Annotated in this window: 19 protein-coding genes and 1 riboswitch; of the genes, 11 read left to right on the top strand and 8 right to left on the bottom strand. The window is 73.5% G+C overall.

The genetic code is table 11. The annotated features are described in order from the left end of the window. Positions 1–221: 221 nt before the first annotated feature. Both OG556_RS04995 and OG556_RS04990 read left to right on the top strand, forming a co-directional pair. The gene (locus OG556_RS04995; protein ID WP_371516048.1) at positions 222–1,040 is read left to right on the top strand and encodes a hypothetical protein; all 819 of its coding nucleotides are present in this window, start codon (positions 222–224) and stop codon (positions 1,038–1,040) included. A 140-nt stretch (positions 1,041–1,180) separates the two neighbouring features. Beyond that, the gene (locus OG556_RS04990; protein WP_371516047.1) at positions 1,181–1,654 is read left to right on the top strand and encodes a DIP1984 family protein; all 474 of its coding nucleotides are present in this window, start codon (positions 1,181–1,183) and stop codon (positions 1,652–1,654) included. Between the two features lie 299 nt (positions 1,655–1,953). On the opposite strand, the gene meaB is transcribed toward OG556_RS04990, so the two are convergent. From meaB to OG556_RS04975, 3 genes are read right to left on the bottom strand one after another with little or no spacing between them, the layout of a single operon-like run. Further along, positions 1,954–2,955, bottom strand: a complete 1,002-nt coding sequence (meaB, locus tag OG556_RS04985; protein ID WP_371516046.1) for a methylmalonyl Co-A mutase-associated GTPase MeaB — start codon at positions 2,953–2,955, stop codon at positions 1,954–1,956. A 12-nt stretch (positions 2,956–2,967) separates the two neighbouring features. After that, on the bottom strand, positions 2,968–5,172 hold the full coding sequence (gene scpA, locus OG556_RS04980; protein WP_371516045.1) for a methylmalonyl-CoA mutase: 2,205 nt from the start codon (positions 5,170–5,172) through the stop codon (positions 2,968–2,970). Then, positions 5,169–7,037: a methylmalonyl-CoA mutase family protein gene (locus OG556_RS04975; RefSeq protein ID WP_371516044.1), complete on the bottom strand. Its 1,869-nt coding sequence runs from the start codon at positions 7,035–7,037 to the stop codon at positions 5,169–5,171. Before OG556_RS04975 ends, scpA begins: the two co-directional genes overlap by 4 nt. 302 nt (positions 7,038–7,339) lie before the next feature. Here OG556_RS04975 and OG556_RS04970 point away from each other — a divergent pair, with 302 nt between their 5' ends. The 3 genes from OG556_RS04970 (at position 7,340) to OG556_RS04960 (ending at position 11,140) form a co-directional block, all read left to right on the top strand. Continuing rightward, the gene (locus OG556_RS04970; RefSeq protein ID WP_371516043.1) at positions 7,340–8,410 is read left to right on the top strand and encodes an NlpC/P60 family protein; all 1,071 of its coding nucleotides are present in this window, start codon (positions 7,340–7,342) and stop codon (positions 8,408–8,410) included. Positions 8,411–8,624: 214 nt separating this feature from the next. Next, the gene (locus OG556_RS04965; protein ID WP_371516042.1) at positions 8,625–10,124 is read left to right on the top strand and encodes an APC family permease; all 1,500 of its coding nucleotides are present in this window, start codon (positions 8,625–8,627) and stop codon (positions 10,122–10,124) included. Continuing rightward, positions 10,121–11,140: an acetamidase/formamidase family protein gene (locus OG556_RS04960; protein ID WP_371516041.1), complete on the top strand. Its 1,020-nt coding sequence runs from the start codon at positions 10,121–10,123 to the stop codon at positions 11,138–11,140. Before OG556_RS04965 ends, OG556_RS04960 begins: the two co-directional genes overlap by 4 nt. A gap of 41 nt (positions 11,141–11,181) precedes the next feature. On the opposite strand, the gene OG556_RS04955 is transcribed toward OG556_RS04960, so the two are convergent. From OG556_RS04955 to OG556_RS04940, 4 genes are all read right to left on the bottom strand, one after another. Further along, a complete protein-coding gene (locus OG556_RS04955; protein ID WP_371516040.1) occupies positions 11,182–12,129 on the bottom strand; it encodes a M56 family metallopeptidase in 948 nt (315 codons plus the stop codon). Next, the gene (locus OG556_RS04950; protein WP_363589677.1) at positions 12,126–12,494 is read right to left on the bottom strand and encodes a BlaI/MecI/CopY family transcriptional regulator; all 369 of its coding nucleotides are present in this window, start codon (positions 12,492–12,494) and stop codon (positions 12,126–12,128) included. Before OG556_RS04950 ends, OG556_RS04955 begins: the two co-directional genes overlap by 4 nt. 145 nt (positions 12,495–12,639) lie before the next feature. Continuing rightward, a complete protein-coding gene (locus OG556_RS04945; RefSeq protein WP_371516039.1) occupies positions 12,640–15,390 on the bottom strand; it encodes an FtsX-like permease family protein in 2,751 nt (916 codons plus the stop codon). Further along, positions 15,387–16,253: an ABC transporter ATP-binding protein gene (locus tag OG556_RS04940; RefSeq protein WP_371516038.1), complete on the bottom strand. Its 867-nt coding sequence runs from the start codon at positions 16,251–16,253 to the stop codon at positions 15,387–15,389. The genes OG556_RS04945 and OG556_RS04940 overlap by 4 nt, the downstream gene beginning before the upstream one ends. Positions 16,254–16,420: 167 nt before the next feature. Then, positions 16,421–16,597: riboswitch (M-box (ykoK) riboswitch) on the top strand. Positions 16,598–16,957: 360 nt separating this feature from the next. Here OG556_RS04940 and OG556_RS04935 point away from each other — a divergent pair. From OG556_RS04935 to OG556_RS04925, 3 genes are all read left to right on the top strand, one after another. Next, on the top strand, positions 16,958–18,607 hold the full coding sequence (locus tag OG556_RS04935) for an NRAMP family divalent metal transporter (protein ID WP_371516037.1): 1,650 nt from the start codon (positions 16,958–16,960) through the stop codon (positions 18,605–18,607). A gap of 129 nt (positions 18,608–18,736) precedes the next feature. Continuing rightward, entirely contained in the window at positions 18,737–19,471 is a 735-nt protein-coding gene (locus OG556_RS04930) for an MgtC/SapB family protein (protein ID WP_350883503.1), read from the top strand. Between the two features lie 262 nt (positions 19,472–19,733). After that, a complete protein-coding gene (locus OG556_RS04925; RefSeq protein ID WP_371516036.1) occupies positions 19,734–20,411 on the top strand; it encodes a YoaK family protein in 678 nt (225 codons plus the stop codon). 42 nt (positions 20,412–20,453) lie between these two features. Here OG556_RS04925 and OG556_RS04920 read toward each other — a convergent pair whose 3' ends face one another. After that, positions 20,454–21,122, bottom strand: a complete 669-nt coding sequence (locus tag OG556_RS04920) for a hypothetical protein (RefSeq protein ID WP_371516035.1) — start codon at positions 21,120–21,122, stop codon at positions 20,454–20,456. A 533-nt stretch (positions 21,123–21,655) separates the two neighbouring features. On the opposite strand from OG556_RS04920, the gene OG556_RS04915 reads away from it, so the two are divergent. The 3 genes from OG556_RS04915 to OG556_RS04905 are packed head-to-tail and all read left to right on the top strand — an operon-like array spanning position 21,656 to position 25,124. Then, positions 21,656–22,180 (top strand): PadR family transcriptional regulator, encoded by a 525-nt coding sequence (locus OG556_RS04915; RefSeq protein ID WP_063346498.1) that lies wholly within the window; start codon positions 21,656–21,658, stop codon positions 22,178–22,180. Beyond that, on the top strand, positions 22,177–22,887 hold the full coding sequence (locus OG556_RS04910) for an ABC transporter ATP-binding protein (RefSeq protein WP_371516034.1): 711 nt from the start codon (positions 22,177–22,179) through the stop codon (positions 22,885–22,887). The genes OG556_RS04915 and OG556_RS04910 overlap by 4 nt, the downstream gene beginning before the upstream one ends. Beyond that, positions 22,884–25,124: an FtsX-like permease family protein gene (locus tag OG556_RS04905; RefSeq protein ID WP_371516033.1), complete on the top strand. Its 2,241-nt coding sequence runs from the start codon at positions 22,884–22,886 to the stop codon at positions 25,122–25,124. Before OG556_RS04910 ends, OG556_RS04905 begins: the two co-directional genes overlap by 4 nt. Positions 25,125–25,143: the final 19 nt, after the last annotated feature.

The following is a 25,143-nucleotide window of genomic DNA, read 5'->3' as shown; positions in this document are numbered from 1 at the left end:
TGTGCTGGCAGTTGTGCCCGACTGGCTCAGAGGGTGTCGGTGGTGGTCAGTCCACTGAGTAATGCGTCGGGGTGGGGTGAGCCGCCCGAGCATCCTCGGCAACTGATTTTGATCGGGTGTCAGGTGATGCCGGTGGATCGAGTGGCGGCCCGGGGGTCGTGCTCGCGTAGGCGCGTCAAATGCGGTGGCGGCCCGGTGCCGGGGGTGGTCATTCTGGGCGGATGGGTGATCGTGCGAACTTTGTCGTCGTCCGCGAGAGCGGTGAGTTCGAGCTGTACCTGTCGCGGTTCGGGGCGGTAGGAATCGACCTCGACCTCCTGGCCGGGCCGGCGGAGGCTCTTTCGACGGTCCGGCGCCTGAGAGCGGTCGACTGGTGGCTGGACGATGTGCACTGCCAGGGTGCGGCACTGATCGACCTCGGGCGGAAGGTGCTGATGCTGTTCGCCTGGGAAGGGCCGAGCGCCGAGATGCGCCACAGGGCAGCCACGCTGGAGTTGTTGCAGGAGGCGTGGGCGGGGTGGGACGTCCGGTGGATGTACGACGCCCCTGCCGAGTTGAGGACGTATCTGGGGTTGGACCCCGAACACGTCCGTGCCCGTGGGTGCGGGATCGCGGTGGGGCCGCTGCTCGAACCGGGCGACGAGGAGTTGGCTGACCCCGAGCCGATGGTCGCGGTGGTGACGGTCGGGACGGAGCGCTGCTACGTGTTGGCGAACGTCAACGACCATCCGGTCCGGGAGGGGGCCGCGCTGCTCGACCGGCTGGCGGGCGGTCCCGAGCACGGGGTCTGCCGGGCGTCGGCCGATGCCGGGATCCACGTCGATCCGCTGCGCCGGCGGGTGGGCTGGTGGGTGCTGGGGGCGTCGGCGGAGGCGTACGAGATGCCGCAGCGATGGCCCGGTTGGACGGTGGAGTTCTGGCAGGACCGTTGGGAGGAGCACGTACTGGCGGCGCCCGGGCGCTTCTCGCCGCCGCCGGTCGACCGTGCGAGGGCGCTGGCGGACGTACGGGCAGCGGCCGGACGCTGTCGAGAGGCATGAACCGGCCCGGTGCCCGCCGGGTCGGTCCGGCTGACCGACCGGACCGACCCGGCCGACCGACCCCACCCCTCGAACCGTGCCGCCAGGCACCGACGTGCATACTTGCCGGACGATCAGCAGGGCGTAGAGGTGATGACGCGGTGAAACTGGCTGAGGCGCTCGCGCAGCGCGCGGCTGCGGTGCGGCAGGTGGAGCAGTTGCGGGCGCGCGTCGTCGGCAGTGCTCGTTACCAGGAGGGCGAGGAACCGGCCGAGAGCGCGGCGGAGGCCCTGGCCCAGGCCGGTGAGGTGCTGGACGAGCTGGAGCGGCTGATCCGTCAGATCAACCGGACCAACTCCACCGCGCTCATCGAGGGCGGCGGCACGCTGACCGACGCCCTCGCCCGCCGGGACGTCCTGCGGCTGCGCCACTCGGTGATCACCGCGGCCGCCGACGCCGCCTCCGGGCGCGACCAGCGCGGAGCCGTACGGCAGTTGCGGTCCGAGCTCAGGATCCTTGCCGCTCTGCCGGTCGCCGAGCTCCGGGCCCGGGCGGACGCCCTGGCGAAGGAGATCCGCGAGGTGGACACCCTGATCCAGCGCACCAACTGGGAGATCGACCTGATCGAGGACTGACCCCACAAGCCGGGTGTGGGAAGCAGGTAGTCGCCACGGAGGCGTGCACACACCGCGGGCCGGCGGTTCATCCGGCCCCTGGCGCGTGAAGAGCAACGCAAGGGGTTCGATTCCCCGTCAAACAATGCAGCTCAGCACCGCGTACAGGTGACAGAGCACACGGCACAGCTCACCACCACGTGCAGATCCGGACGACGAGGGCGGGAACGGGGCGCCCCACACCCCGGTGCGAGGGCCGTGCACACCAGCACGGCCCTCGCGCCTGTTCCTCCCCGCAGCCACCCGAGAGGCGCCTCTCGTCAGGGCGCGCCGATGAAGCCGAAGAACGCGTCCAGGATCTGCTGCGCGGCCAGCCCCGCCGGCATGGTGCCGGCGCGGACCTGGGCCTCCAACTCGCCCGAGAGCCGCCGCACTTCGGGGTGTTCGTGCAGCCGCGCGTAGAGCTGGTCGTGGACCATCGTCCAGGTCCATTCGACCTGCTGTTCCCGCCGCTTCGCGGCCAGCGCGCCGGTGGCGTCGAGGACCTTGCGATGTTGCTGGAGCCGTTCCCACAGCACGTCGAGTCCGGCGCCGTCCCGGCCGCTGCAGGTCAGCACGGGCGGCGTCCACGCCGCGTCGGGGGCCTGCAACAGGCGCAGGGCGCCGGCGAGTTCGCGGGCGGCGGCGCGGGCGTCGGGTTCGTGCGGGCCGTCGGCCTTGTTGACGGCGATGACGTCGGCCAGCTCCAGGACGCCCTTCTTGATGCCCTGCAACTGGTCGCCGGTGCGGGCGAGGCTGAGCAGGAGGAAGGTGTCGACCATCCCGGCGACGGCGGTCTCGGACTGGCCGACTCCCACGGTCTCGATCAGGACCACGTCGTAGCCGGCGGCCTCCATCACCACCATGGACTCCCTGGTGGCCTTGGCGACGCCGCCCAGCGTCCCGGAGGTGGGCGAGGGGCGGACGAAGGCGTGCGGGTCGACGGCGAGGCGTTCCATCCGGGTCTTGTCGCCGAGGATGGAGCCGCCGGTGCGGCTGGACGTGGGGTCGACGGCGAGCACCGCGACCCGGTGGCCGAGCCCGGTGAGCATGGTGCCGAAGGAGTCGATGAAGGTCGACTTGCCGACACCGGGCACGCCGGTGATGCCCACCCGGACGGCGCCGCCCGCGTGCGGCAGCAGCCGTTGGAGCAACTGCTGCGCGAGCGCGCGGTGGTCGGGCCGGGTGGACTCGACGAGGGTGACGGCGCGCGCGATCCAGGCGCGCGAGCCGTCGAGGACACCCGTCACATAGCTGTCGAGGTCGATCGTCCGCGGAGGCATACGATCAAAATCTCACAGCTCGTGGCCGAGGTCGGCCGCCAGCGAGGTGAGCAGGTCGTAGGCGGCGTCCGGGATGACGGTGCCCGGCGGGAAGACCGCCGCCGCTCCCGCCTCGTACAGCGCCTCGAAGTCCTGCGGGGGGATCACCCCGCCGACCACGATGGTGATGTCCTCCCGGCCGGCCTCGGCGAGCGCGGTGCGCAGCGCGGGGACCAGGGTGAGGTGCCCGGCGGCGAGCGAGGAGACGCCGACGATGTGCACGTCCGCCTCGACGGCCTGGCGGGCGACCTCGTCGGGGGTCTGGAAGAGCGGGCCGACGTCCACGGTGAAGCCGAGGTCGGCGAAGGCGGTGGCGATCACCTTCTGGCCGCGGTCGTGGCCGTCCTGGCCCATCTTGGCGACCAGGATGCGCGGGCGCCGGCCTTCGGCCCGCTCGAACCGCTCGACCAGGTCGCGGGTGCGCTGGAGGGAGGCCGAGGGGCCCGCTTCGTCTCGGTACACACCGGAGATGGTACGGATCTGGCCACTGTGCCGGCCGTACACCTTCTCCAGGGCGTCCGAGATCTCGCCGACGGTGGCCTTCGCCCGGGCCGCGTTGACGGCCAGGTGCAGCAGGTTGCCGTCCAGCGAGCCGCCGCTCTGCGGGCCGGCCTCGGCGGCCAGGGTGAGCGCGTTCAGCGCGTCCTGGCAGGCCGCCTCGTCGCGCTCCTCGCGCAGTCGGCGCAGCTTCTCGATCTGGCGGGTGCGCACCGAGGAGTTGTCGACCTTGAGCACGTCGATCTGCTCGTCGCTGTCCACCCGGTACTTGTTGACGCCGATGACCGGCTGGCGGCCGGAGTCGATCCGGGCCTGGGTGCGGGCGGCGGCCTCCTCGACGCGCATCTTCGGGATGCCCGCGTCGATGGCCTTGGCCATGCCGCCGGCCGCCTCGACCTCCTGGATGTGCTGCCAGGCGCGGCGCGCCAGGTCGTGGGTGAGCTTCTCGACGTAGGCGGAGCCGCCCCACGGGTCGATGACCCGGCAGGTGCCGGACTCCTGCTGGAGCAGCAGCTGGGTGTTGCGGGCGATCCGGGCGGAGAAGTCGGTGGGCAGGGCCAGCGCCTCGTCGAGCGCGTTGGTGTGCAGCGACTGGGTGTGGCCCTGGGTGGCGGCCATCGCCTCCACACAGGTGCGGGTCACGTTGTTGAACACGTCCTGGGCGGTGAGCGACCAGCCGGAGGTCTGCGAATGGGTGCGCAGCGACAGCGACTTGGCGTTCTTCGGGTCGAACTGCTTGACCAGCTTGGCCCACAGCAGCCGGGCCGCGCGCAGCTTGGCGACCTCCATGAAGAAGTTCATGCCGATCGCCCAGAAGAACGACAGCCGCGGCGCGAACGCGTCGACGTCCAGGCCCACGTCGAGGCCCGCGCGCAGGTACTCCACCCCGTCGGCCAGGGTGTAGGCGAGCTCCAGGTCGGCGGTGGCCCCGGCCTCCTGGATGTGGTAGCCGGAGATGGAGATGGAGTTGTACCGGGGCATCTTCTGCGAGGTGTACGCGAAGATGTCCGAGATGATCCGCATCGACGGCTGCGGCGGGTAGATGTAGGTGTTGCGGACCATGAACTCCTTGAGGATGTCGTTCTGGATGGTCCCCGCCAGCTTCTCGGGTGCCACCCCCTGCTCCTCGGCGGCCACGATGTACAGGGCCAGGACGGGCAGGACGGCGCCGTTCATGGTCATCGACACCGACATCTTGTCCAGCGGGATGCCGTCGAAGAGTTGGCGCATGTCGTAGATCGAGTCGATCGCCACGCCCGCCATGCCGACGTCGCCGGTGACGCGCGGGTGGTCGCTGTCGTAGCCGCGGTGGGTCGGCAGGTCGAAGGCGACCGAGAGGCCCTTCTGGCCGGCCGCCAGGTTGCGGCGGTAGAAGGCGTTGGACTCCTCGGCGGTGGAGAAGCCCGCGTACTGGCGGACGGTCCACGGCTGGTTGACGTACATGGTCGGGTACGGCCCGCGCAGGTACGGGGCGATGCCCGGGTAGGTCTCCAGGAAGTCCAGGCCGGCCAGGTCCGCCGGGGTGTACAGCGGCTTGACGCCGATGCCCTCGGGGGTGTCCCAGAGCAGCTCGTCGACGTCCTTGCCGGTGGACTGCCGCCAGGCGGCCCGCCACTGGCCGTCGGTGACGTCCCCGGAGGGATCCCCGTTCAGCCCGATTCCGGTGAAGTCGGGGATCATCGTGCCACTCCGATCTGGTCGAGCAGGGAGGTGAGGACGGCGATGGCGTCCCCGCCCGCGTGGATGAACTCGTCTACTCCTGCCGGGGTTTCGCCGAGCCGACCGGCCAGCAGCACCCGTCGGGCTCCGGCCGCCTTCAGCGCGCCGGCGACGGCCTCGGCGTGCTCGCCGTACTGCGCGTCGCTGGAGCACAGGCAGGCGGCGGTGGCGCCGGAGGCGGTGAAGGCCTCGGCGAAGGCGGCCGGGTCGACGGACTCCAGCGAGGTCGTCGCGATGCCGCCGGCCTGGAACAGGTTGGCGGCGAAGGTGGTGCGCGCGGTGTGCGCGGAGGCGGTGCCGATCGAGGCCAGGAACAGCTTCGGCCGCTCGCCGGTGGCCGCGAGCTGCGCGTCCGAGCGGTCGCGCAGCGCCTCGTACGCCTCGGCGCGGCGCACCTGCGGCAGCCCGCCGCCCGGTGCGGCCGGGGCCGGTTCGCGGACCAGCGGCTGTTCGTCCAGGTGCGGGAACTCGCTGACGCCGGTGACGGGTTCGCGCCGCTTGGCGAGCTTGACGGAACGCTCCGCCCAGGTCGCGGCGATCCGCTCGCGGACCGTCCCGTCGGTGAGCGCCGCCTGCTGGCCGCCGGCCCGCTCGATCTCCTGGAACCAGGCCCAGGCGGCCGCCGCCAGCTCCTCGCTCAGCTGCTCGACGTACCAGGAGCCGCCGGCCGGGTCGATCACCCGGGCGAGGTGGGACTCCTCCAGCAGGATCGACTGGGTGTTGCGGGCGATCCGGCGGGCGAAGGCGTCCGGCAGGCCGAGGGCGCTGTCGAAGGGCAGCACGGTGACGGCGTCGGCGCCGCCCACGCCGGCGGCGAGGCAGGCGACGGTGGTGCGCAGCATGTTCACCCACGGGTCGCGGGCGGTCATCATCACCCGGGAGGTGACGGCGTGCTGGCGCTGCGCCGAGGCCGCCGCGGAGGCCCCCGACACCTCGGCGACGCGGGACCACAGACGGCGCGCGGCACGGAACTTGGCGATGGTGAGGAACTGGTCGGCGTCGGCCGCGTAGCGGAACTCCAGCTGGCCGAGCGCGGCGTCCACCGACAGTCCGGCGGCGGTGAGCGCCCGCAGGTAGGCGACGCCGGTGGCGAGCGAGCAGCCCAGCTCCTGGGCGGGCGAGGCGCCGGCCTCGTGGTAGGGCAGGGCGTCCACGGTCAGCGCCCGGACGCCGGGGTACTCGGCGGCGCAGCGGGCGGCGAGCGCGGTGGCCTCGGCGAGCAGCGCGGTGGTGCGCCCGGTCTCGCCGGTGCGGGCCTGGAGGCCCAGCGGGTCGGCGCCGAGGTTGCCGGCGGCGGCGCCGGGGGAGACCTCGCGCTCCTCGTACAGGGCGAACAACTGCTCGGCGGCGGCGGTGAATTCGGGCCCGGCGTCGAGTGCCACGGCGGCCAGGTCGAGGTACACGCCGGTCAGCGTCTCGGGCAGGGCCGTGACGGGCAGGCCCGCGCCGCCGAGCTCCAGCCAGAGCGAGCCGACGCCGTTCTCCAGGTCGGCCAGGACCGCCTCGTTGGTGCGCCGGCGGTCCGGGTCGGCGTGCCGCTGGCGGACGTCCCAGCCGGCGACGGCGGCGCCCTGCGGCCGGCCGCCGCGGACGAACGGGGGGAAGCCGGGGTAGCCGGCTTCGGCCGGGGCGTCCTCGGCGGTGTACAGCGGGTGGGCGCGCAGCCCGTCCGGGAGTTCGGTGGTGAGCGCCCGCTCGGCGGCGGCGCCGTCCGCGGGGTGCGCGCCGGACTTGCGCAGCACGCCCTCGACGAGCTGCTGCCACTGCTCGCGGTGTGCGGCCGGGAATTCGGCGGCGAGGGGGAGCCCTTCGGGCAGGACGTTCATGACCGCAGGTTAGCGCTCGTTCGCAGGCCCGCAGGAGGGGCGGTCCGTGTGACCTTTCCCTCGATTTGGCACGTTCTCAGCACTCCGGGCGGCGAGGAGTGCCGCGGACGGCGGCACCCGAGGTCAACGCCGGTGTCGGGGGCCACGATCGATCGCCCGGAACGGCCCGGAACAGGGGGATTGCGGAACCCCTCCACTCATCTATTAAGTTACTTCGAAGAAGGTGGGTGGGGACCGAACCCCCGTAGGTCCTCGCCCGCCTTCGCCGTCCCCTGCCGTCCCCCGAAGGAGAGCCCCCCGCCATGGGAAAGCGTCGCAAGCCCAGCCCCCCGAGCCGGGCCCGCATGGCGGTCCTCACCACGGCCATGGCCGGCGGCGCCGTCCTCGCCTCCGGCACCGCCCACGCCGAGCCCGCCCCCAACCTGGCCTCCGTCAAGGAGCAGGTGGACAAGCTCAACGAGGAGGCGGAGCAGGCCGTCGAGCAGTTCAACGGCTTCCAGGAGAAGCAGCAGAAGCTCCAGGGCGACGCCAGCAAGATCCAGGAGAAGGTCGCCCGCGGGCAGGAGGCGATGAACGAGCTGCGCTCCCAGCTCGGCGCCGTGGCCGCCGACCAGTACCGCACCAACGGCATCGACCCGTCCTTCCAGCTGATGCTCGACTCCGACCCGGCCGCCTACCTGGAGCGCGCCTCGGTGCAGAACCACCTGGCCGACTCCCAGATATCCCTGCTCAAGCAGGCCCAGAACGAGCAGCGCAAGCTCGACCAGGACCGCGCCGAGGCCACCGCCACCCTGGCCCAGCTCGACTCCGTCGGCACCGAGCTGGGGGAGAAGAAGAAGCAGATCCAGGCCAAGCTCGCCCAGGCGCAGGGCATGCTCAACAAGCTGAGCGCCGAGGACCGCGCCAAGATCAACGCCCAGCAGAACGCCGAGAAGGCCAAGGCCGAGGCCCAGGCGGCGGCCGCCGCCGACCGGGCCTCCCGCTCCTCGGAGCGCCAGAACATGAACACCCCGGCGCCGCCCGCCAGCGGTCGCGCCGCCGCCATCCTCCAGTTCGCCTACGCCCAGCTCGGCAAGCCCTACGGCTGGGGCGCGACCGGCCCGAACAGCTTCGACTGCTCCGGCCTCACCGGCGGCGCCTACCGCTCGGCCAACGTCAAGCTGCCCCGGATGTCCCAGGACCAGTGGAACAGCGGCGCGCGCGTGCAGCGCGCCGACCTCCAGCCCGGCGACCTGGTCTTCTTCTACCCCGACATCCACCACGTGGGCATCTACATCGGCGACGGCAAGATGATCCACGCCCCGCGCACCGGCAAGAACGTCGAGGTCCTCCCGATCAGCGCCATGCCGTACGTGGGCGCCGTCCGGCCGTAGGAAGTCCGGCACGGGCAGCCAGACAGCCCGGTAGTCCGGCAGCCCGGCAGTCCGACAGCCCGCTCCCGCCTCGGCGGGGGGCGGGCCTTCGCGTTCTCCGGGGACGCCCGATCGGGCCTCTTCGTGTGGCGGAACGCAGAAAACCGGACCATCCCGAAGTGCTTGCCCCTACAGTCTCCCCACACCCCCAGGGTCGTCACGGAGAGGGAGCACCATGGCTGACACGCCCGCGCCCCGGAGCATCGAGAGCTACGGCTACCAACAGGAGCTCCGCCGGTCCCTGACCTTCACCGACCTGCTCGTCTACGGGCTGGTCTTCATGGTGCCGATCGCGCCGTTCGGCATCTTCGGCAGCGTGTTCCAGGGCTCCGGCGGCATGGTCGCGCTGGCCTACGTCCTGGGCATGGTCGCGATGATGTTCACCGCCCTGTCCTACGCCCAGATGTCGCGGGCCTTCCCGATGGCCGGCTCGGTGTACACCTACGCCGGGCGGGGCATCGCGGCGCCGGTCGGCTTCCTGTCCGGCTGGATGATCCTGCTCGACTACGTGCTGGTGCCGGGGCTGCTGTACCTGGTCGCCGGTGTCGCCATGAACTCGCTGGTCCCGTCCGTCCCGGTGTGGCTCTGGCTGGTCGGCTTCGTGCTGCTCAACACCGTGGTCAACTACCTGGGCATCGAGACCACCTCCAGGGTCAACAAGGCCATGCTGATCGGCGAACTCGCCGTGCTGGCGCTGTTCGTGGTGGCCGGTGTGATCGCGCTGGCCTCCGGCAAGGGCCGGGGCTTCGACCTCACCCCGCTCTACAACGCGCACACCTTCTCGTGGAGCCTGGTCTTCGGCGCGGTCTCGATCGCGGTGCTCAGCTTCCTCGGCTTCGACGGGATCTCCACCCTCTCGGAGGAGAACCGGGACTCCACCAAGGCCATCGGCCGGTCGATGGTCGCCGCGCTGCTGCTCGCAGGCACGCTGTTCATCGTGCAGACGTGGGTGGCGTCGCTGCTGGTGCCGGACCCCAACGCCCTGATCCGCGACGGCGATCCGAACGGCACCGCCTTCTACGACGCGGCCCGCACCGCCGCCGGCGACTGGCTCGCCACGCTGACCGCCGCCTGCACCGCCGTCGCCTGGGGCTTCGCCAACTCCCTGGTCGCCCAGGCCGCCACCTCGCGGCTGCTGTACGCGATGGCCCGGGACCGCCAGCTGCCCGCCTTCCTGGCGCGGGTCCACCCCACCCGCCGGGTGCCGGTCAACGCCACCCTGCTGACCGCCGCGATCTCGCTGCTGCTCGGCCTCTACATGGCCTCGCGCGACGACGGCATCACCCTGCTGAGCACCCTGGTCAACTTCGGCGCGCTGACCACCTTCCTGGTCCTGCACGTCGCCGTCGTCGTCCACTACCTGATCCGCCGGCGCAGCAAGGACTACTGGCGCCACCTGATCGCGCCGGTCCTCGGCTTCGCGATCCTCGCCTACGTGGTCGTGAACGCCAACATAGCGGCGCAGCGGCTCGGCTTCGTCTGGCTGGCCGTCGGCGCGGTCGTGCTGGCCGGGCTGGTGGCCACCGGCCGCAAGCCCCGACTGGCCGTCACCGACGCCGAATCCGCCGTCGAGCCCGAATCGGCCGCCGAGCCCGGATCCGGCACCGATCCTGATCCCGCCACCGGGCCCGAATCCGCCGCCGATGCGCCCACCACCCGCGAGGAGAACCCGTGAGCCTGCCCGAGACCGTCCAGCTGGCCCCCGCCCCGGCCGACTACGCCTACACCTTCGGCGGGCGCGCACCGCTCGTCACCGTGCAGCCCGGCACCATCGTCGAACTGACCACCGAGGACTGCTTCGGCGGCAAGGTGCGCGGCACCGGCGACCTGCCCAGCCAGGTGTGCGTCTTCCCCTACCTCAACCCGGTCACCGGGCCGATCGCGGTGGCGGGCGCGGAGCCCGGCGACGTCCTCGCGGTGCACTTCGTGGAGATCACCCCGGCCCGGGAGTACGGCGTCTCCAGCACCTTCCCGCACTTCGGCGCACTGACCGCGACCCACAGCACGGCGATGCTGCACCCGCCGCTGGAGGAGCGGGTCTGGGTCTACGACCTGGACCTCAAGGCGGGCGTCTGCCGATTCCGGGCCCGGAACAGCGACTTCACGGTGGACCTCCCGCTCGACCCGATGCACGGCACCGTCGGGGTCGCCCCGGCGGCCGGCGAGGTGCTGGCCTCGATCACGCCGGGCGCGCACGGCGGCAACCTGGACACCCCCGAGATGCGGGCCGGCACCACCGCCTACTTCGGGGTCAACGTCCCGGGCGGGCTGCTCGCCATCGGCGACGGCCACGCCCGCCAGGGGGAGGGGGAGGTGTGCGGGACGGCGGTGGAGGCGGCCATGCGCACCACCGTGATCGTCGACCTGGTCAAGGGCGGCGGACCGGCCTGGCCGCGGCTGGAGGACGACCGCTTCCTGATCAGCACCGGCTCCGCCCGCCCCCTGGAGGACGCGTTCCGGATCAGCCAGCACGACCTGGTCGGCTGGACCGGGCACCTGCTCGGCCTGGACCAGCTCGACGCCTACCAACTGGTCAGCCAGGCCGGGTCGGCGCCGGCCGCCAACGTCTGCGACACCAACTACACGATGGTCGCCAAGCTGCCGAAGAGCCTGCTCGGGCGGGTCCGCGCCTACGACGGCCTGCACGACCGCCTGCGCGAGACCGCCGAGGCATACCTGCGGCACCGCTAGGGCGTGTCAGCCCGGCATCGTGACCGGGGGCGGCGGACGCCCTACGGGTGCGGCGCGCAGGCCAGCAGGTACGGCAGCAGCGGGAGCGCCGACACCGCCGTCCAGGAGGCCGGTCGGCGCCTTCGCCGGCCGTGCCCCGGGCGGGCCAGCCGGCGGACCCGGGCCAGTACCCCGGTGGCGGCCACCGCCAGCGACCCGTCGGGCGCGATGCCGTACGCCGTGCCCGGTGCGGTGCCGTGCGCGGTGCCGTGCGCGGCGCCCGTCGGGGCCCCGGACGTCGCCAGGGCGCAGAGCGCGGAGGCCAGTTCGCTGCGCGACACCCGCGCCAGCGCGGCGTCGTCGGCCGCCATCTCCAGCAGCAGCCCCACCTCGGCCCGCCCGCGCCGGGCCAGCGGCAGCGGGCCGAACAGCAGGGCGAAGGTGTCCGCCGGCAGCCGGAACAGGTGGTGGCGGCCGCGGATGTGTCCGTGTTCGTGCGCCACCGCCGCGGCCAACTGCCGGTCGTCCAGCAGCCGCAGCGCCCCGCGCGACATGACCACCCGGGAGCTGCGGCCGGGCAGGCAGTAGACGGTCGGGTGGGCGTGCTCCAGGATCAGGGCGCCCCAGCGCCCGTCCCGGACGGCGACCACGTCCAGCACCGCCCGGTGCCGCCGGCGCGCCCGCCCGGCCCGGACGCCGACGGCCGCCACCACCGTGGCGATCGCGGCCCCGGCGGCGGCCAGCACCCACCAGTCGTGGGTGTGCGGGGCGACGGGCCCGGGCGGCTCCGGGTGCGGGAACAGCCCGACCAGCCCGGCCGGCTCGTGGGCGAACGGCTCCACCGCGTGGTGCGCGGCCAGCAGCAACGCGACCAGGAAGGAGGCCATCAGGGACAGCCAGAGCGCGGCGCCCGCCGCCGGGTGCGCCTGCAACCGGGCCGAACCGGCCAGCCGGCGCGGCAGCAGGACCCCGGTCACGGCCAGGTGGAGGCCGAGCAGCGCGAGGGTCACTCGGCGTCCCGGGCCTTCACCTGCTCCAGCGCCGCCAGCAGCGCGGACGCCTCGTCGCTGCTCATCCCGTCGACGAAGTGCAGCAGCGCACCCGCCCGGTCCGGCGTGGTCTCCAGCGCCTGGCGCATCAGCCGCGCGGTGTACGCCTCCCGGGTGCAGGTCGGCTCGTACGCCCAGGCCCGGCCCACCTTGTCCCGGCGCAGCCAGCCCTTGGTGTGCAGGATGTCGGCCACCGTGGTGACGGTGGTGTACGCGACCGGCCGCTGCCGCTGGAGGTCGTCCACCACCTCGCGTACGGTGGCCGGCCGGCCCCAGGACCACAGCCGGTCCATGATCTCGGCCTCCAGGTCGCCGAACCCGCGCAGCACCGCCGTTCTCTCCCTCGCCGACCGCCGGCGCCCTTCGCCCGCTAGAACCCGCCCATGGTACGGCGCTCTCGCGCGTGGGTCGCCCGCGCACGCCGAAGCCCGCCCTCCGGATCGGGGGGCGGGCACCGGCGTGTGCCAGGGGTCAGGACAGCCGCCGCCCCATCGGGATGCGGGAGCGGGTCAGCAGGGCGGCGAGCAGCCCGGCCAGCACCGGGAGCACCAGGACGACCAGCAGCAGCTGGCCCCAGGGGGCGGTGATCAGGGCCGGGTGGCTGCCGAACCCGCTCGCCCGGGACTTCAGCAGGCCCACCGCGGGGACGAAGCCGTTGACCGCCCCGAGCAGCGCCCCGAGCAGGGCGATCATCGCGCACTGCAGTCCCGCCATGGTGCGGCGGATCCGCGGTGGTGCGCCGACGGCGGCCAGGGTGGCCTGGTCCTGGCGGGAGTCGGCGGCGGCCAGGCCGGTGGCGATGCCGGCGGCGCCGAGGACGACCAGTCCGGCGAAGCCGCTGAGGGCCAGGGTGAGCGCGTCGCCGCGGGGCTGGTAGCCGCGCTCGACCTCCAGCTGGGCGGCCCGGTCGAGCCGGACGACGGCGGCCTCGGCGCGCTGCTGGGCCTTGCGGTCGGGCGGGGTGGCGGGCACCCAGATCGAGCCGGTGGGCTTCGCGGTGAGCCCGGGCAGGAGCTTGGGCAGCGCCGAGGGCAGGATCAGGCCCTGGGCGAAGCGGGCGGCGGTCGGGTTCTCGACCAGGACGGCGTCGGCCGGGATCTCCTGGAGATCGGGCTTGGGGATCTCGCCGGGCTGGAGCGGCGCGCCGGAGCTGCCGCGCAGCTGGAGCACCGCCCGGCCGTCGCCGGCGAGGAAGGCGCGGTCGAAGACCAGGACCTTCCCGGCGGCCAGGGCCTGTTCGGCGGCCGGGTCGTGGACGCCGAACTGGGTGCGGAGCATGGCGGCGTCCCCGGAGGCCAGGTGCGGCGGGCCGGATGCGGTGCGCCAGTTCACGGTGCCCTTGAGCTGGACGGTGCTGGAGCAGTTCGTGCAGAACTGGTACACCGCTTCGCCGAGGTCGGCGCGCGGCCCCAGGTCGGTCAGCTGCTTGCCCACCTCGGCGCGCAGGCCGTCGAGTTGCGGTCCGTCGACGGTGGAGAGGAGCTGCACGGCGCCGTACGGGGCCTGCGGCCGGTAGTCGCGGCGGTTCTCGGCGTCGGTGCTGGTGCTGTAGACGCCGATGGCGACGGCCCCGGCCACGGCGGCCATCACGGCGGCGACGGCCGGCGCGGTGCGCGAGCGGTGCCGGGCGGAGTCGCGCAGGGCGAGCCGGGGGCCGAGCGGCAGCCGCTTGGCGAGCCGGCCGAGCAGGGCGACGAGTGCGGGGGTGCAGGCGAGCAGGCCGAGTTCGGCGATGACGGAGCCGCCGAGCACGGTCAGCGTGCGGGTGTCGTAGGTGCCGACGACGGGCATGCCGCCGTGTTGCACCGCGCTCGCGCCGTACAGGGCCAGGGCGGCGCCGGCGGCGAGCAGCAGCACACCGAGCACGGTGACCCAGCGGTTCGGGGCCTGGACGGTGTCCCGGTCGGTGAGTCCGGCGGTGACGCTGCGGCGGGCGGCCTGCCGGGCGGGCAACGCGGCCGCGAGGAGCGCCGTGACCAGGCCGATCCCGCCGATCGCGAGCAGGTCCAGTGGCGGCAGGGCGAAGTGCCCGAAGCGGGCGCCGCCGGCCCGTTCGATCCACGGGCGCAGCCCGGCGACGAGGCCGCTGCCGAGGACCACGCCGACCACGGCCCCGGCCGCGCCGAGGACGATGGCACCTCCGAGCACCACCGCGCCGACGTGCGTCCGTCGGCCGCCGGCGGCGCCGAGCAGCGCGAGCTGGCGGCGGGAGCGGCGGGCGCCGACCGCGAAGGCGGGGCCGGCGAGCAGGGCGACCTCCAGCAGGCCCATGCCGGTGACGGTGGCCACCACGACCTTGGTGTTGTCGTCGGCGGAGGGGCCGAAGGAGCGGTAGGAGTCCCGGTAGTAGGGGACGGCGGCGCGCGGCGGCGGGGCGAGCGCGACCGAGCGGGCGGTGAGGGTGTAGCCGTGGGCGTTGAACTCCTGGACCTTGGCCCAGTCGAGGGTGGCCCCGGCGGGGAGCCGGACCAGCCAGGCGCCGCGTTCGGGCTCCGGCGGTGCCGCGGCCGGGCTGCCGGGAGGCGTGGCGTTGGCGAGTTGGCTCAGCAACGCGCCCGGCTGGGCGACGAGTTCGACCCGGCGGAGGTCGTCCGGGTGCTCGACGACGCCGGTGATGGTGAAGGTGGTCCGCTCCAGGCCCGGGAAGGTGGTGGTGCCGCCGACGGCCAGCCCGGCGTTGTCGAGGAAGGCCCGGGTGGCGGCGAGTTCGTGCGGGCCGGCCGGGGCGTGGCCGTCGACCAGGTCGAGCCGGCCGTGCCAGAGCGGGTCGGAGAGGTCGGCCTCGGTGGTGAGGGTGCGGACCAGGCCTTCGGGGGAGGTCGCGCCGGTCTCCGGGCCCTGCCGGGCGGAGGTGAGCACGCTGCCGGGCGGCAGCAGCCCGGTGACCAGGGTGACCGGGTCGGTGCCGGCGCCCTTCTGCTGCTCGGCCGTGGGCGGCTGCCCGGGGCGGGGCTGGGCCGCGAAGGCGCCGTCCTCGGCGACCGGGGCCTGCTCGACGGCCCGGCCGGGGGCGAGCGACGTGACCAGGGCGTCCGCGCCGCCCAGCACCCGTTCGACCCGTTCGGCCGGGGTGAGCTGCCCGCTGCGGTGGACGACGTCGGCGCCGGTGACGCCGAGGACGGGCAGTGCGATCATGGCGACGATCAGGGCGCTGCGGCCCTTGGCGCGCAGCGCGTCGCGGCGGGCGATGCGCAGGGCGACCTTCCAGGCGCCGAGTCTCATCGGGACACCTCGCCGAAGCCGCCGGCCGTGTGGCCGAAGTCGCCGGACGTGTGGCCGGTGCCGGTGGCCGAGTGCCCGGCCCCGTCGGCCGCGTGGCCGTAGCCGTCGGCCGGGGCGCCGAGCGGTTCGGCGGTCAGCCGGCGCTTGCCGGTGCGCCGCCCGTGGCTCTCGGAGGCGACCGCGCCGTCCTTCAGGTGGACCACCCGGTCGGCCCAACTGGCGTGCGCGGCCTCGTGGGTGACCATCATCGCGGCGGCCCCGGCGTCGCAGCGGGCGCGCAGCACGGCGAGCACGGCCTCGCCGGTGGCGGAGTCGAGGGCGCCGGTGGGCTCGTCGGCGAGAACGAGGCGGCGCTCGCCGATCAGCGCGCGGGCGATGGCGACGCGCTGCTGCTGGCCGCCGGACATGTCGTCGGGGAAGCGGTCGGCGAGTTCCCCGATGCCGAGTTCCTCCAGGGCGGCGAGCGCCTCGCGGCGGGCGGTGCGTCCGGAGACTCCGTCGAGTTCGCGGGGCAGCGAGATGTTCTCGGCGGCGGTGAGGGCGGGGATCAGGTTGTAGTCCTGGAAGACGTACCCGATGGAGCGCCGCCGGAGGTCGGCGAGCCGGCCGCGGCTGAGGCCGCCGAGGGCCACGCCCTCGACCAGGATCTCGCCCTCGCTGGGCGCGTCGAGTCCGCCGGCCAGGGTCAGCAGGGTGGACTTCCCGGAGCCGGACGGGCCCATGACGGCGACGAACTCGCCGGGGTGGACGGCCAGTTCGACGCCGCGCAGGGCGTGTACCTCGGCGGCGCCCCGCCCGTGCACCCGGGTGACGTTGGCCAGGTGCAGGACGGGTGCGGATCGGGTCGGATCGCTGTGGGACACACTTCCCCCTCGTGAGCTGTTGAGCTGCATATGTCGGTGAACTATATATGCCGGACGGGGGTGCACGTCGAGGGGTGGGTTTGGTCAAGCTTCTACAAAGCTGTCGAAGCTCGGTCGAAACGCCGCTATCCGGGTGAAGGGGAGGGTCTATGCTTGACGAGGTTTGAAAGGCACCTCGTTCGGTGAGGCGTCTTCACGGACACAGGCCACTGACCCGACGACGTCGAGAGACGCCCAGGTTCAGGACAGGTCTTCCCGAGTTAAGGGTTGACCCCAAGTGGCTTCCGGCCGACCAGGCTGGACACGCCGTGGAGTGCCAAAGCTCTGACGAGTTGGGGTGTGCCGGTCCTGTGGGGTCGGTCCGCTCCTTGCCGTGTCGCGATGCGGTGCACAGACGGTGCACCCCCGACCGGGAGGAGGCGAGAGACATGGACTGCGATAGTCCGGGCCATAGTCGCCCCTACCCCCGCATGCTCTCGATCACCTCTGGCACGCGGTAACAACCTTCCCTGCGCGCGTTCACCTGACGCTGCGTCATGCGCTCAACCGCGCCCCGACGCACGACGTCTGACGCTCCGTCATGCCCTCACGGCCGCCGCCGCTCAGCGCCGCCGTGCGGTCCGGCGGCGTGCGCTCTCGCAGGGAGGATCGCTGCTGCGTGCCCCCTGTCGCCCCCTCAAGGAAGGGGGCAGGGAGGCCCTGCCATGACCAACGTGATGCTGGACCCGAAGGTCCCCACCACCACCCGCACCGCCGTGCTCGACGACGCCCACGTCGGCGACATCAAGGGTGCGCTCGGCACCATCCGGCTCGACGACACCACTCCGCGCCACGGTCTGTCCGCGCGGCTCAAGACCCTGCTCGCCATCGTGGGCCCCGGCCTGATCGTGATGGTCGGCGACAACGACGCGGGCGCCTTCTCCACCTACGGTCAGGCCGGGCAGAACTACGGCACCCAGCTGCTGTGGACGCTGCTGATGCTCGTCCCGGTGCTGTACGTGAACCAGGAGATGGTGCTGCGCCTGGGCGCCGTCACCGGTGTCGGCCACGCCCGGCTGATCCTGGAGCGCTTCGGCAAGTTCTGGGGCGCGTTCAGCGTCATCGACCTGTTCCTGCTGAACGCGCTGACGCTGGTCACCGAGTTCATCGGCGTCACCCTGGCCGCCGGGTACCTCGGGCTGCCGAAGGTCGCCTCGGTGGTGCTGGCCGCGGTGATCATCATCGCCTCGGCGTTCACCGGCTCGTTCCAGCGCTTCGAGCGCGTCGCGGTCACGCTGTGCGTGGGCTCGCTGCTGCTGGTGCCGATCTACTTCATGGTCCACCCCAAGACCTCGCAGATGGCGCACGACTTCGTGGTGCCCAGCATGCCGGGCGGCTCGGGCCAGCTGGCGGCCGTGATGCTGGTGATCGTCTCCATCGTGGGCACCACGGTGGCCCCGTGGCAGCTGTTCTTCCAGCAGTCGTACGTCATCGACAAGCGGATCACGCCGCGTTTCATGAAGTACGAGAAGGTCGACCTGTGGATCGGGATCGCCATCGTCATCATCGGCGCCGCCGCGATGATGGGCTTCACCGCCGCGGCGTTCGCCGGCACCGACGGCTTCGGCCAGTTCTCCGACGCGGGCGCCGTCGCCAAGGGCCTTGAGGACAAGGCCGGACACGTGGTGGGCGTGCTGTTCGCCATCGCGCTGCTGGACGCCTCGATCATCGGTGCCTTCGCGGTGTCGCTGTCCACCGCCTACGCCATCGGCGACGTGTTCGGCATCAAGCACTCGCTGCACCGGGGCGTCAAGGGCGCCAAGGGCTTCTACGCGATCTACGCGGGCCTGGTGGTCGCGGCGGCCGCGATCACGCTGCTGTCCACCGACTACACCCAGGGCCTGATGACGCAGTTCGTCCAGGTGCTGGCGGGTGTGCTGCTGCCCTCGGCGACGGTGTTCCTGCTGCTGCTCTGCAACGACAAGGCCGTCCTCGGACCGTGGGTCAACGGGCCCAAGACCAACGCCTTCACCTCCGCCGTGGTCGGCGTCCTGGTGATGCTGTCGCTGATCCTGACCGCCGCCGTGGTCTGGCCGGACATCAGCTCGCAGGCGATCCTGTGGATCATGGCCGGCTGCGGCGTGGCCGGCGTCCTGGTCGCCGGGTACTTCTTCACCTTCGGCCGCACCGCCACCAAGGAGGACCCGATCGACCGCACCGGCCGCGAGGAATGGCGGATGCCCCCGCTGGACACCCTCGGCAAGCCGGTCATGTCCACCGCCCGCAAGGTCGGCATGGGCGCCCTGCGCGCCTACCTGCTGGTCGCGATGGTGATGGTCATCATCAAGATCGTCCAGACCGCGCTCAACCACTGAGCCGCAGACCGCAGCCCGGACGGACGGGTGGTGGGCAGCGGCCCGCCACCCGTCCGTCCGTCTGCCCGCTCCTCCAGCTCTCCCCGCTCCTCCAGCTCTCCCCGCTCTCCCAGTGAAGGAGGTGCCGTCGTGCACACCCTGACCACCGTCGACTTCCTCGTCCGGCTCGCCACCGGGGTCGCCTGCGGCGCGCTCATCGGCGTCGAACGCCAGTGGCGGGCCCGGATGGCCGGCCTGCGCACCAACGCCCTGGTCGCCGCCGGCGCCACCCTGTTCGTGCTGTACAGCGAGGCCGTCGGCGACGCCGCCAGCCCCACCCGGGTCGCCTCCTACGTCGTCTCCGGCATCGGCTTCCTCGGCGGTGGCGTCATCCTGCGCGACGGTGCCGGCGTCCGGGGCCTCAACACCGCCGCCACGCTGTGGTGTTCGGCCGCCGTCGGGGTGCTCGCCGCCGCCGGGAAGCTCGAATTCGCCGCCCTCGGCACGCTCGGCGTCCTCGCCGTCCACCTGATCCTGCGCCCGGCCGGCCGGATGCTCGACCGGGCCCCGCAGTCCGGCAGCGACCCCGACTCCACCGTCCGCGCCACCGTCCACCTGGAGTGCGAGCGCAAGGCCGAGACCCACATCCGGGCCCTGCTGCTCCAGGCCCTGTCGGCCTCCGGCCTCGCCCCCACCGGCCTGCGCGCCCGCCGCACGGACAGCGGCGACGCCACCAGCCTGCGCGCCACCGTGGCCATCACCGGGCAGGTCGCCCCGGCCCTCGAACAGGTCGTCAGCCGGCTCTCCCTCGAACCCGGCGTCCGCGACCTGCACTGGCACCTCGACGACGAACCCGACGACCCGAGCCGCCCCGCGCTCGCCTAGGGCGTGTCTTCAAACCCCCGTCGTCCGCCCGGAGGGCGGGCGTGGCGGCGTTGGGGTGCGTGCATCGCAAGGCGGAGGAGGGAGTCCATGCGGTGGGGGCACCTCCCGGCCGGAGGCTGGGGGCCATCGGCGACTGACGACAACGCGGCGAGGTGCGTGCCCCGGCGCCGACGCGCAGGCGGGGGTTCGAAGACACGCCCTAGGGACCGGCCCGGGGGAGGTAGAACGGAGGCACCGTCACGAGGCCGACCAGGAGGTCCCGATGCTCACCCCCGATCCCAGGCACGGGCCGCTGGTGCCGATGCTGCTGGTGCTCACCGTCGTCACCGGACTGGTGGACGCGGTCAGCTACCTCCGGCTCGGCCACGTCTTCGTCGCCAACATGACCGGCAACGTGGTCTTCCTCGGCTTCGCCCTGGCCGGCGCCGCCGGACTCTCCGCCACCGCCTCGCTGAGCGCCCTCGCGGCCTTCGTACTCGGCGCCCTGGCCGGGGGCCACCTCGCCCGACGCCTGCCCGACCACCGCGGGCGGCTGCTGACCACGGCGGTGGTCGGCCAGGTGGTGCTCGTCGCCGCGAGCACCGCCCTGGCCGCCATGGTCGGCTACACCTCCGACCCGGCCCGCTACGGCCTCATCGGGCTGCTGGCCTTCGCCATGGGCGGCCAGAACGCGGTGGTCCGCTCCCTCAAGGTCCCCGATCTGACCACCACGGTGCTCACCATGACCATCACGGCCCTCGCCGCCGACCGGACCGGCCCCCGCCGTCTGGCCTCCGCCGTCTGGATGTTCGTCGGCGCCCTCGTCGGGGCCCTCCTCATCCGCCAGGCCGACGTCCCCGTCGCCCTGGCCCTCGCCCTGGCCCTCCTCGTCGCCGTCGCGGCCCTCACCCACCGGGCCGCCGGAGCCCGCCCCGCCCCGGACTGGACCCACCCGCTCTGACCCGGCGCCGCGTTCCTCCGCTCGCCGCTTCTCTCTCGTGGGTCAGTCGTCCTGGCGGTGCCCGGCGCGGCCGCTCCAGAGGGGTTCGAGGCGGGCCCAGCCCTGGGTCCAGGCCTCGTCGGCGCGGCGGTCGAGGACGTGCAGGCGAAGGCGCAGCGCGAGGGTGAGCAGGGCCAGGAGGGCGAGGAGGGCCCCGGCGCCGGTGCAGACGGCGGAGACGGCGACGGCGGCGCGGTTGGTCGGGGGTGAGGAGAGGGCGCCGGCGGGGTCGACCCAGACGGGGACGACGGTGCCGGTGACGGCGGTACGGGGGGCCTGGACGGTGCCGGTGTGCGGCTGGCCGTCGGGGTAGGTCCAGGCGGCCTCGGCCTCGACGCGGGTGCTGTAGCCGGCGCCGAAGCGCCCTCCGGCTCCGGAGCCGGCACCGGAGCCGTGGTCGGGGAGGGTGAGCACCACGGCGTCGACCTTGTGGAGGCGCAGGCGGTCGCTGTCGGCCTGGGGTGCGGTGGCGTGGTAGGCGAGCAGGGCGCTGCCGGTGGCGAAGGCGAGGGAGAGCAGGGCCCCGAGGGTGCTCAGCAGCCAGGCCCGGGCGCGGGCCCGGTCGACGGGCCGGACCAGCGGTTCGTGCCGGGCACCGAAGGCCCGCCGCAGCCGGCGGCCGGTTCGCGGCGGGCGCGACGAGGGCCGGGCGGGGCGGGGTGTGCTGGACACGTCGACGGCTCCTCAGGGGGGTTGGGGCGGCGCGCTGGTGGGGTCGCGGGGTTTCTTCACCCAATTTCCACCCGGTGGCCGCCCGCGCACAAGAGTCGTGCGGGCTCGTACCACCGGGACCTGCGGACGGCGCCGCCGCGCGCCGGTCGCGTTCCGGGTCGCGCCCGGGCACGCGGACGCCCGGCGCCCCTTCGCGCACCCGGGACGTTCGGCCCTCGGCAGCGGCCGGGCGGGCGGGCAGGCTGGGGTCCGGCCGCATCCTTCGTGCCAGGGGACGGCTTGGCCCGGTTGACCGTGGGGGTGCCGGGCCGTGGTGCGGTGCAGGGGGTGAGCGTGGGGCTGCCTCCTGCCCGCCCGCACCCGGCTGACGGTGTCTCCGCCGGGCTTCCGACCGCGTCCTGACCGGCTTCTGGCTCGCTTCCGGCTCGCCTCTGACCGGTTCTCGCACGGGTTCTGACGATGTTTCCGCAGGCAGGGGCCGTATTCTCGCCAGCTATACACTCGGAGTATACGCGTGGGGTATGGTCTCGCCCATGAGTGTTCCTTTGACCCTGCTGGGGCTGCTGGAGCGAGAGCCGAGCCATGGCTACGACCTCAAGCGCGACTACGACTCCCTCTTCGGCCGCGGCAAGCCCCTCCCGTACGGACAGGTGTACGCGACCCTCGGCCGACTGGCCCGGGACGGCAAGGTGGTCGCGGGCGAGGCGGAGCCCGGCGACGGACCCGAACGCAAGCGCTACGTGATCACCGACGCGGGGGTGACGGAGTTCGAGACCTGGCTCCGGGATCCGGTCGCGCCCGAACCCAACCTGCAGAGCGTGCTGTTCACCAAGGTGGTACTGGCCCTGATGCTCGGCCGCGACGCCGAGGAGTACCTGGACACCCAGCGCGCCGCCCACCTGCGCCGGATGCGCGAACTCACCGAACTGCGCCGCACCGGTGCCCTGGTGGACGCCCTGCTCGCCGACCACGGCCTGTTCCACCTGGACGCCGACCTGCGCTGGATCGACCTCACCGCCGCCCGCCTGGACGCGCTCGCCGAGGCGGTGCGCTCATGACCGCCGTGATCGAGGCCCGCGACGTCACCCTGTCCTTCGGTGAAACCCCCGCCCTGCGTGGGGCGAGCCTGTCCGTCGAGGCCGGCGAGGTGCTCGCCGTCATGGGCCCGAGCGGCTCGGGGAAGTCGACGTTACTGCACTGCCTGGCCGGCATCCTGGTGCCCGACGCGGGCGAGGTGCTGTTCGACGGGCGGCGCCTGGACACCCTGAACGAGGCGGGGCGCAGCGCCCTGCGCCGCGACAAGTTCGGCTTCGTCTTCCAGTTCGGCCAGCTCGTCCCGGAGTTGACGGCGGAGGAGAACGTGGCGCTGCCGCTGCTGCTGAACGGCGTGCGCCGCGCGGAGGCGCTGGCGCAGGCCCGGCCGTGGTTCTCCCGGCTGGGCCTGGACGGCATGGAGCGGCGCCGCTCCGGCGAACTGTCGGGTGGTCAGGCGCAGCGCGTGGCGCTGGCCCGGGGCCTGGTGGCCCGGCCGCAGGTGCTGTTCGCCGACGAGCCGACCGGCGCGCTGGACTCGCTGACCGGCGAGCAGGTGATGGACCTGATGGTCGGCTCGGCCCGGGAGCAGGGCACCACCGTCATCCTGGTCACCCACGAGCCGCGGGTCGCCGCCTACGCCGACCGCGAGGCGATCGTCCGCGACGGCCAGGCCCGAACGCTCTCCGCCGGTGCCGGTGCCGGTGCCGGAGCCGGGTCGGTGGCCCCGTGATCCGGTTCTCGCTCCGGCTGGCGGTCAGCGGCGGCCGGGAGGCGGTCGCCCGACTGCTGATGATCGCGGCGGCGGTGGCGATCGGGGTCGGGCTGCTGCTGTCCACGCTCGCCAGCATGAACGCGATCGACCGCGCCAACCAGCGCCAGGTCTGGCTCGACTCCGGGGCCCGGAGCCGGACCGAGAGCGCGCAGGTCGACCCGCTGTGGTGGCGGCCCCACAACGACTACTACGACGGCTCGGAGATCCGCGAGATCGACGTCGCCGCGACCGGGCCGACCTCGCCCGTCCCGCCGGGGCTCGACCGGCTGCCGGCCCCCGGCGAGTACTACGCCTCCCCGGCACTGGCCGCGCTGCTGCGCACCGTCCCGGCCGTCGAGCTCGGCGACCGCTTCCCGGGCCGGATGGCCGGCACCCTGGACGACTCGGCGATGCCCTCCCCGGACACGCTGGCCGTGGTCGTCGGCCGGACGGTCGGCGAGGTCGAGGCCGCGCCCCGGGCCGTCGCCGTGACCACCATCGCCACCACCCGGCCCGAGTGCGGGAACGGCGACTGCCTGAGCCGGGGCATCCGGGGTGACGCGATGACGCTCATCCTGTCGGTGGTGGGCAGTGCGATGATCTTCCCGGTGCTGATCTTCATCGGCACCGCGACCCGCCTGTCCGCCGCCACCCGGGAGCAGCGGTTCGCCGCGATGCGGCTGGTCGGTGCCACCCCGCGGCAGATCTCGGTGATCGCCGCGGTCGAGTCCACCGTCGCCGCGGTGGCCGGTACGGCCGCCGGCTTCGGCCTCTACCTGGCGCTGCGCCCGCTGGTGGCCGACGTGCCCTTCACCGGCGGCCGCTTCCACCTCGACGACCTGCGCCTGACCGGTCTCCAGGTGCTGGGCACCGTCCTGGCCGTGCCGCTGGCCTCGGCGGTGGCGGCCCGGCTCGCGCTGCGCCGGGTCACCGTCTCCCCGCTGGGCGTCAGCCGTCGGGTCACCCCGCGACCGCCCCGGGCCTGGCGGCTGGTCCCGCTGCTGGCCGGGCTCGCGGAGCTGGCGTACTTCCTCGGCCGCCGCCCGGCCACCGGGAACGGACAGGCGGCGGCCTACCTGCCCGGGTTCCTGCTGGTGATGCTCGGCCTGGTGATCGCCGGGCCGTGGCTGACCATGGCGGCCGCCCGTACGGTCGCCCGCCGCACCAGCCGTCCGGCCACGCTGATCGCGGTGCGCCGGCTCGCGGACGACCCGAAGGCCGGGTTCCGCGCGGTCAGCGGCCTGATCCTGGCGCTGTTCGTCACCACGTCGACGGTCTGCGTCATCGGCACGATCAACGCCAACCGCGGCTCGCTGGACGGCGACCAGCCGTCCCGCGCGGCCGTGGTGCAGGGCGTCTACCGGGCCGGCGAGCAACTGGCGGACGCGGTGCCGGAACAGGTCCTGGCGCAGGCGCGCGCCGTGCCGGGCCTCCAGGGCCTCGCGGTGCTCCACACCAATCCGGCCGGCCTCGGCAGGATCCCGGCGGGCCCCCGCCCGGGCGCCCCGCTCCTCACCCCCGGCCTGGTGTCCTGCGCGGACCTCGCCGAGGTCCCGGTGGTCGGCCACTGCGCGGCCGGGGCGGTCGTGGCGGCCGTCCCGTCGCGCGAGTTCCTCAACCTCACCTCGCGCCCGGACGCCGAGTGGCCCGCCGCCCCGGTCTCCGCGGAGGAGGTCGCGAAGCTCCCGGTCCAGCTGCTCTACGCCACGACCGACGGATCGACGGCGGCGAAGGAGCAGGTCCGGACGGTGTTCACCGCGGCATGGCCCGACCACGACGCCCACACGGTCGGCGACTGGGCCACCGAAGGCCAGCAACGGCTCGCCGGCTGGCGGCAGTTGGCGAACGTGGTGCTGCTGACCACGCTCCCGATCGCCGGGTGCAGCCTCGCGGTCAGCGTGGTGGCCGGACTCTCCGACCGCAGGCGGCCGTTCGCGATGCTGCGGCTCACCGGCTCGCCGCTGCGCCTGCTCCAGCGGGTGATCGCGCTGGAGAGCGTGCTGCCGCTGCTGTCGGTGGCGGTGATCTCGATCGGCGCGGCCCTCGCCGCCTCGGCCCTGTTCCTCAGCTCCCAGATGGACTACCACCTGGTGTCGCCGGGCGCGGTGTACTTCGGCTTCGTCGCCCTCGGTGTGGTGGCCTCGGTCGGGATCATCGCCTCGACGCTGCCGCTGCTGAAGCGGATCACCGGCCCCGAGGCCGCCCGCAACGGCTGACGGTCCGTCGCCGTTCGGC

It is taken from the genome of Kitasatospora sp. NBC_01300 (assembly GCF_041435235.1).
Lineage (GTDB): Bacteria > Actinomycetota > Actinomycetes > Streptomycetales > Streptomycetaceae > Kitasatospora.
Note: the sequence above shows the minus strand (reverse complement) of the source record. Positions and strands in the feature narration are given on the sequence as shown.

Bases quoted from the DNA above. Each gene is read 5' to 3' on its own strand.
- OG556_RS04995 (WP_371516048.1), top strand. From the start codon at position 222: ATGGGTGATCGTGCGAACTTTGTCGTCGTCCGCGAGAGCGGTGAGTTC.
- meaB (WP_371516046.1), bottom strand. From the start codon at position 2,955: ATGCCTCCGCGGACGATCGACCTCGACAGCTATGTGACGGGTGTCCTC.
- scpA (WP_371516045.1), bottom strand. From the start codon at position 5,172: ATGATCCCCGACTTCACCGGAATCGGGCTGAACGGGGATCCCTCCGGG.
- OG556_RS04975 (WP_371516044.1), bottom strand. From the start codon at position 7,037: ATGAACGTCCTGCCCGAAGGGCTCCCCCTCGCCGCCGAATTCCCGGCC.
- OG556_RS04970 (WP_371516043.1), top strand. From the start codon at position 7,340: ATGGGAAAGCGTCGCAAGCCCAGCCCCCCGAGCCGGGCCCGCATGGCG.
- OG556_RS04965 (WP_371516042.1), top strand. From the start codon at position 8,625: ATGGCTGACACGCCCGCGCCCCGGAGCATCGAGAGCTACGGCTACCAA.
- OG556_RS04945 (WP_371516039.1), bottom strand. From the start codon at position 15,390: ATGAGACTCGGCGCCTGGAAGGTCGCCCTGCGCATCGCCCGCCGCGAC.
- OG556_RS04935 (WP_371516037.1), top strand. From the start codon at position 16,958: ATGACCAACGTGATGCTGGACCCGAAGGTCCCCACCACCACCCGCACC.
- OG556_RS04925 (WP_371516036.1), top strand. From the start codon at position 19,734: ATGCTCACCCCCGATCCCAGGCACGGGCCGCTGGTGCCGATGCTGCTG.
- OG556_RS04915 (WP_063346498.1), top strand. From the start codon at position 21,656: ATGAGTGTTCCTTTGACCCTGCTGGGGCTGCTGGAGCGAGAGCCGAGC.
- OG556_RS04910 (WP_371516034.1), top strand. From the start codon at position 22,177: ATGACCGCCGTGATCGAGGCCCGCGACGTCACCCTGTCCTTCGGTGAA.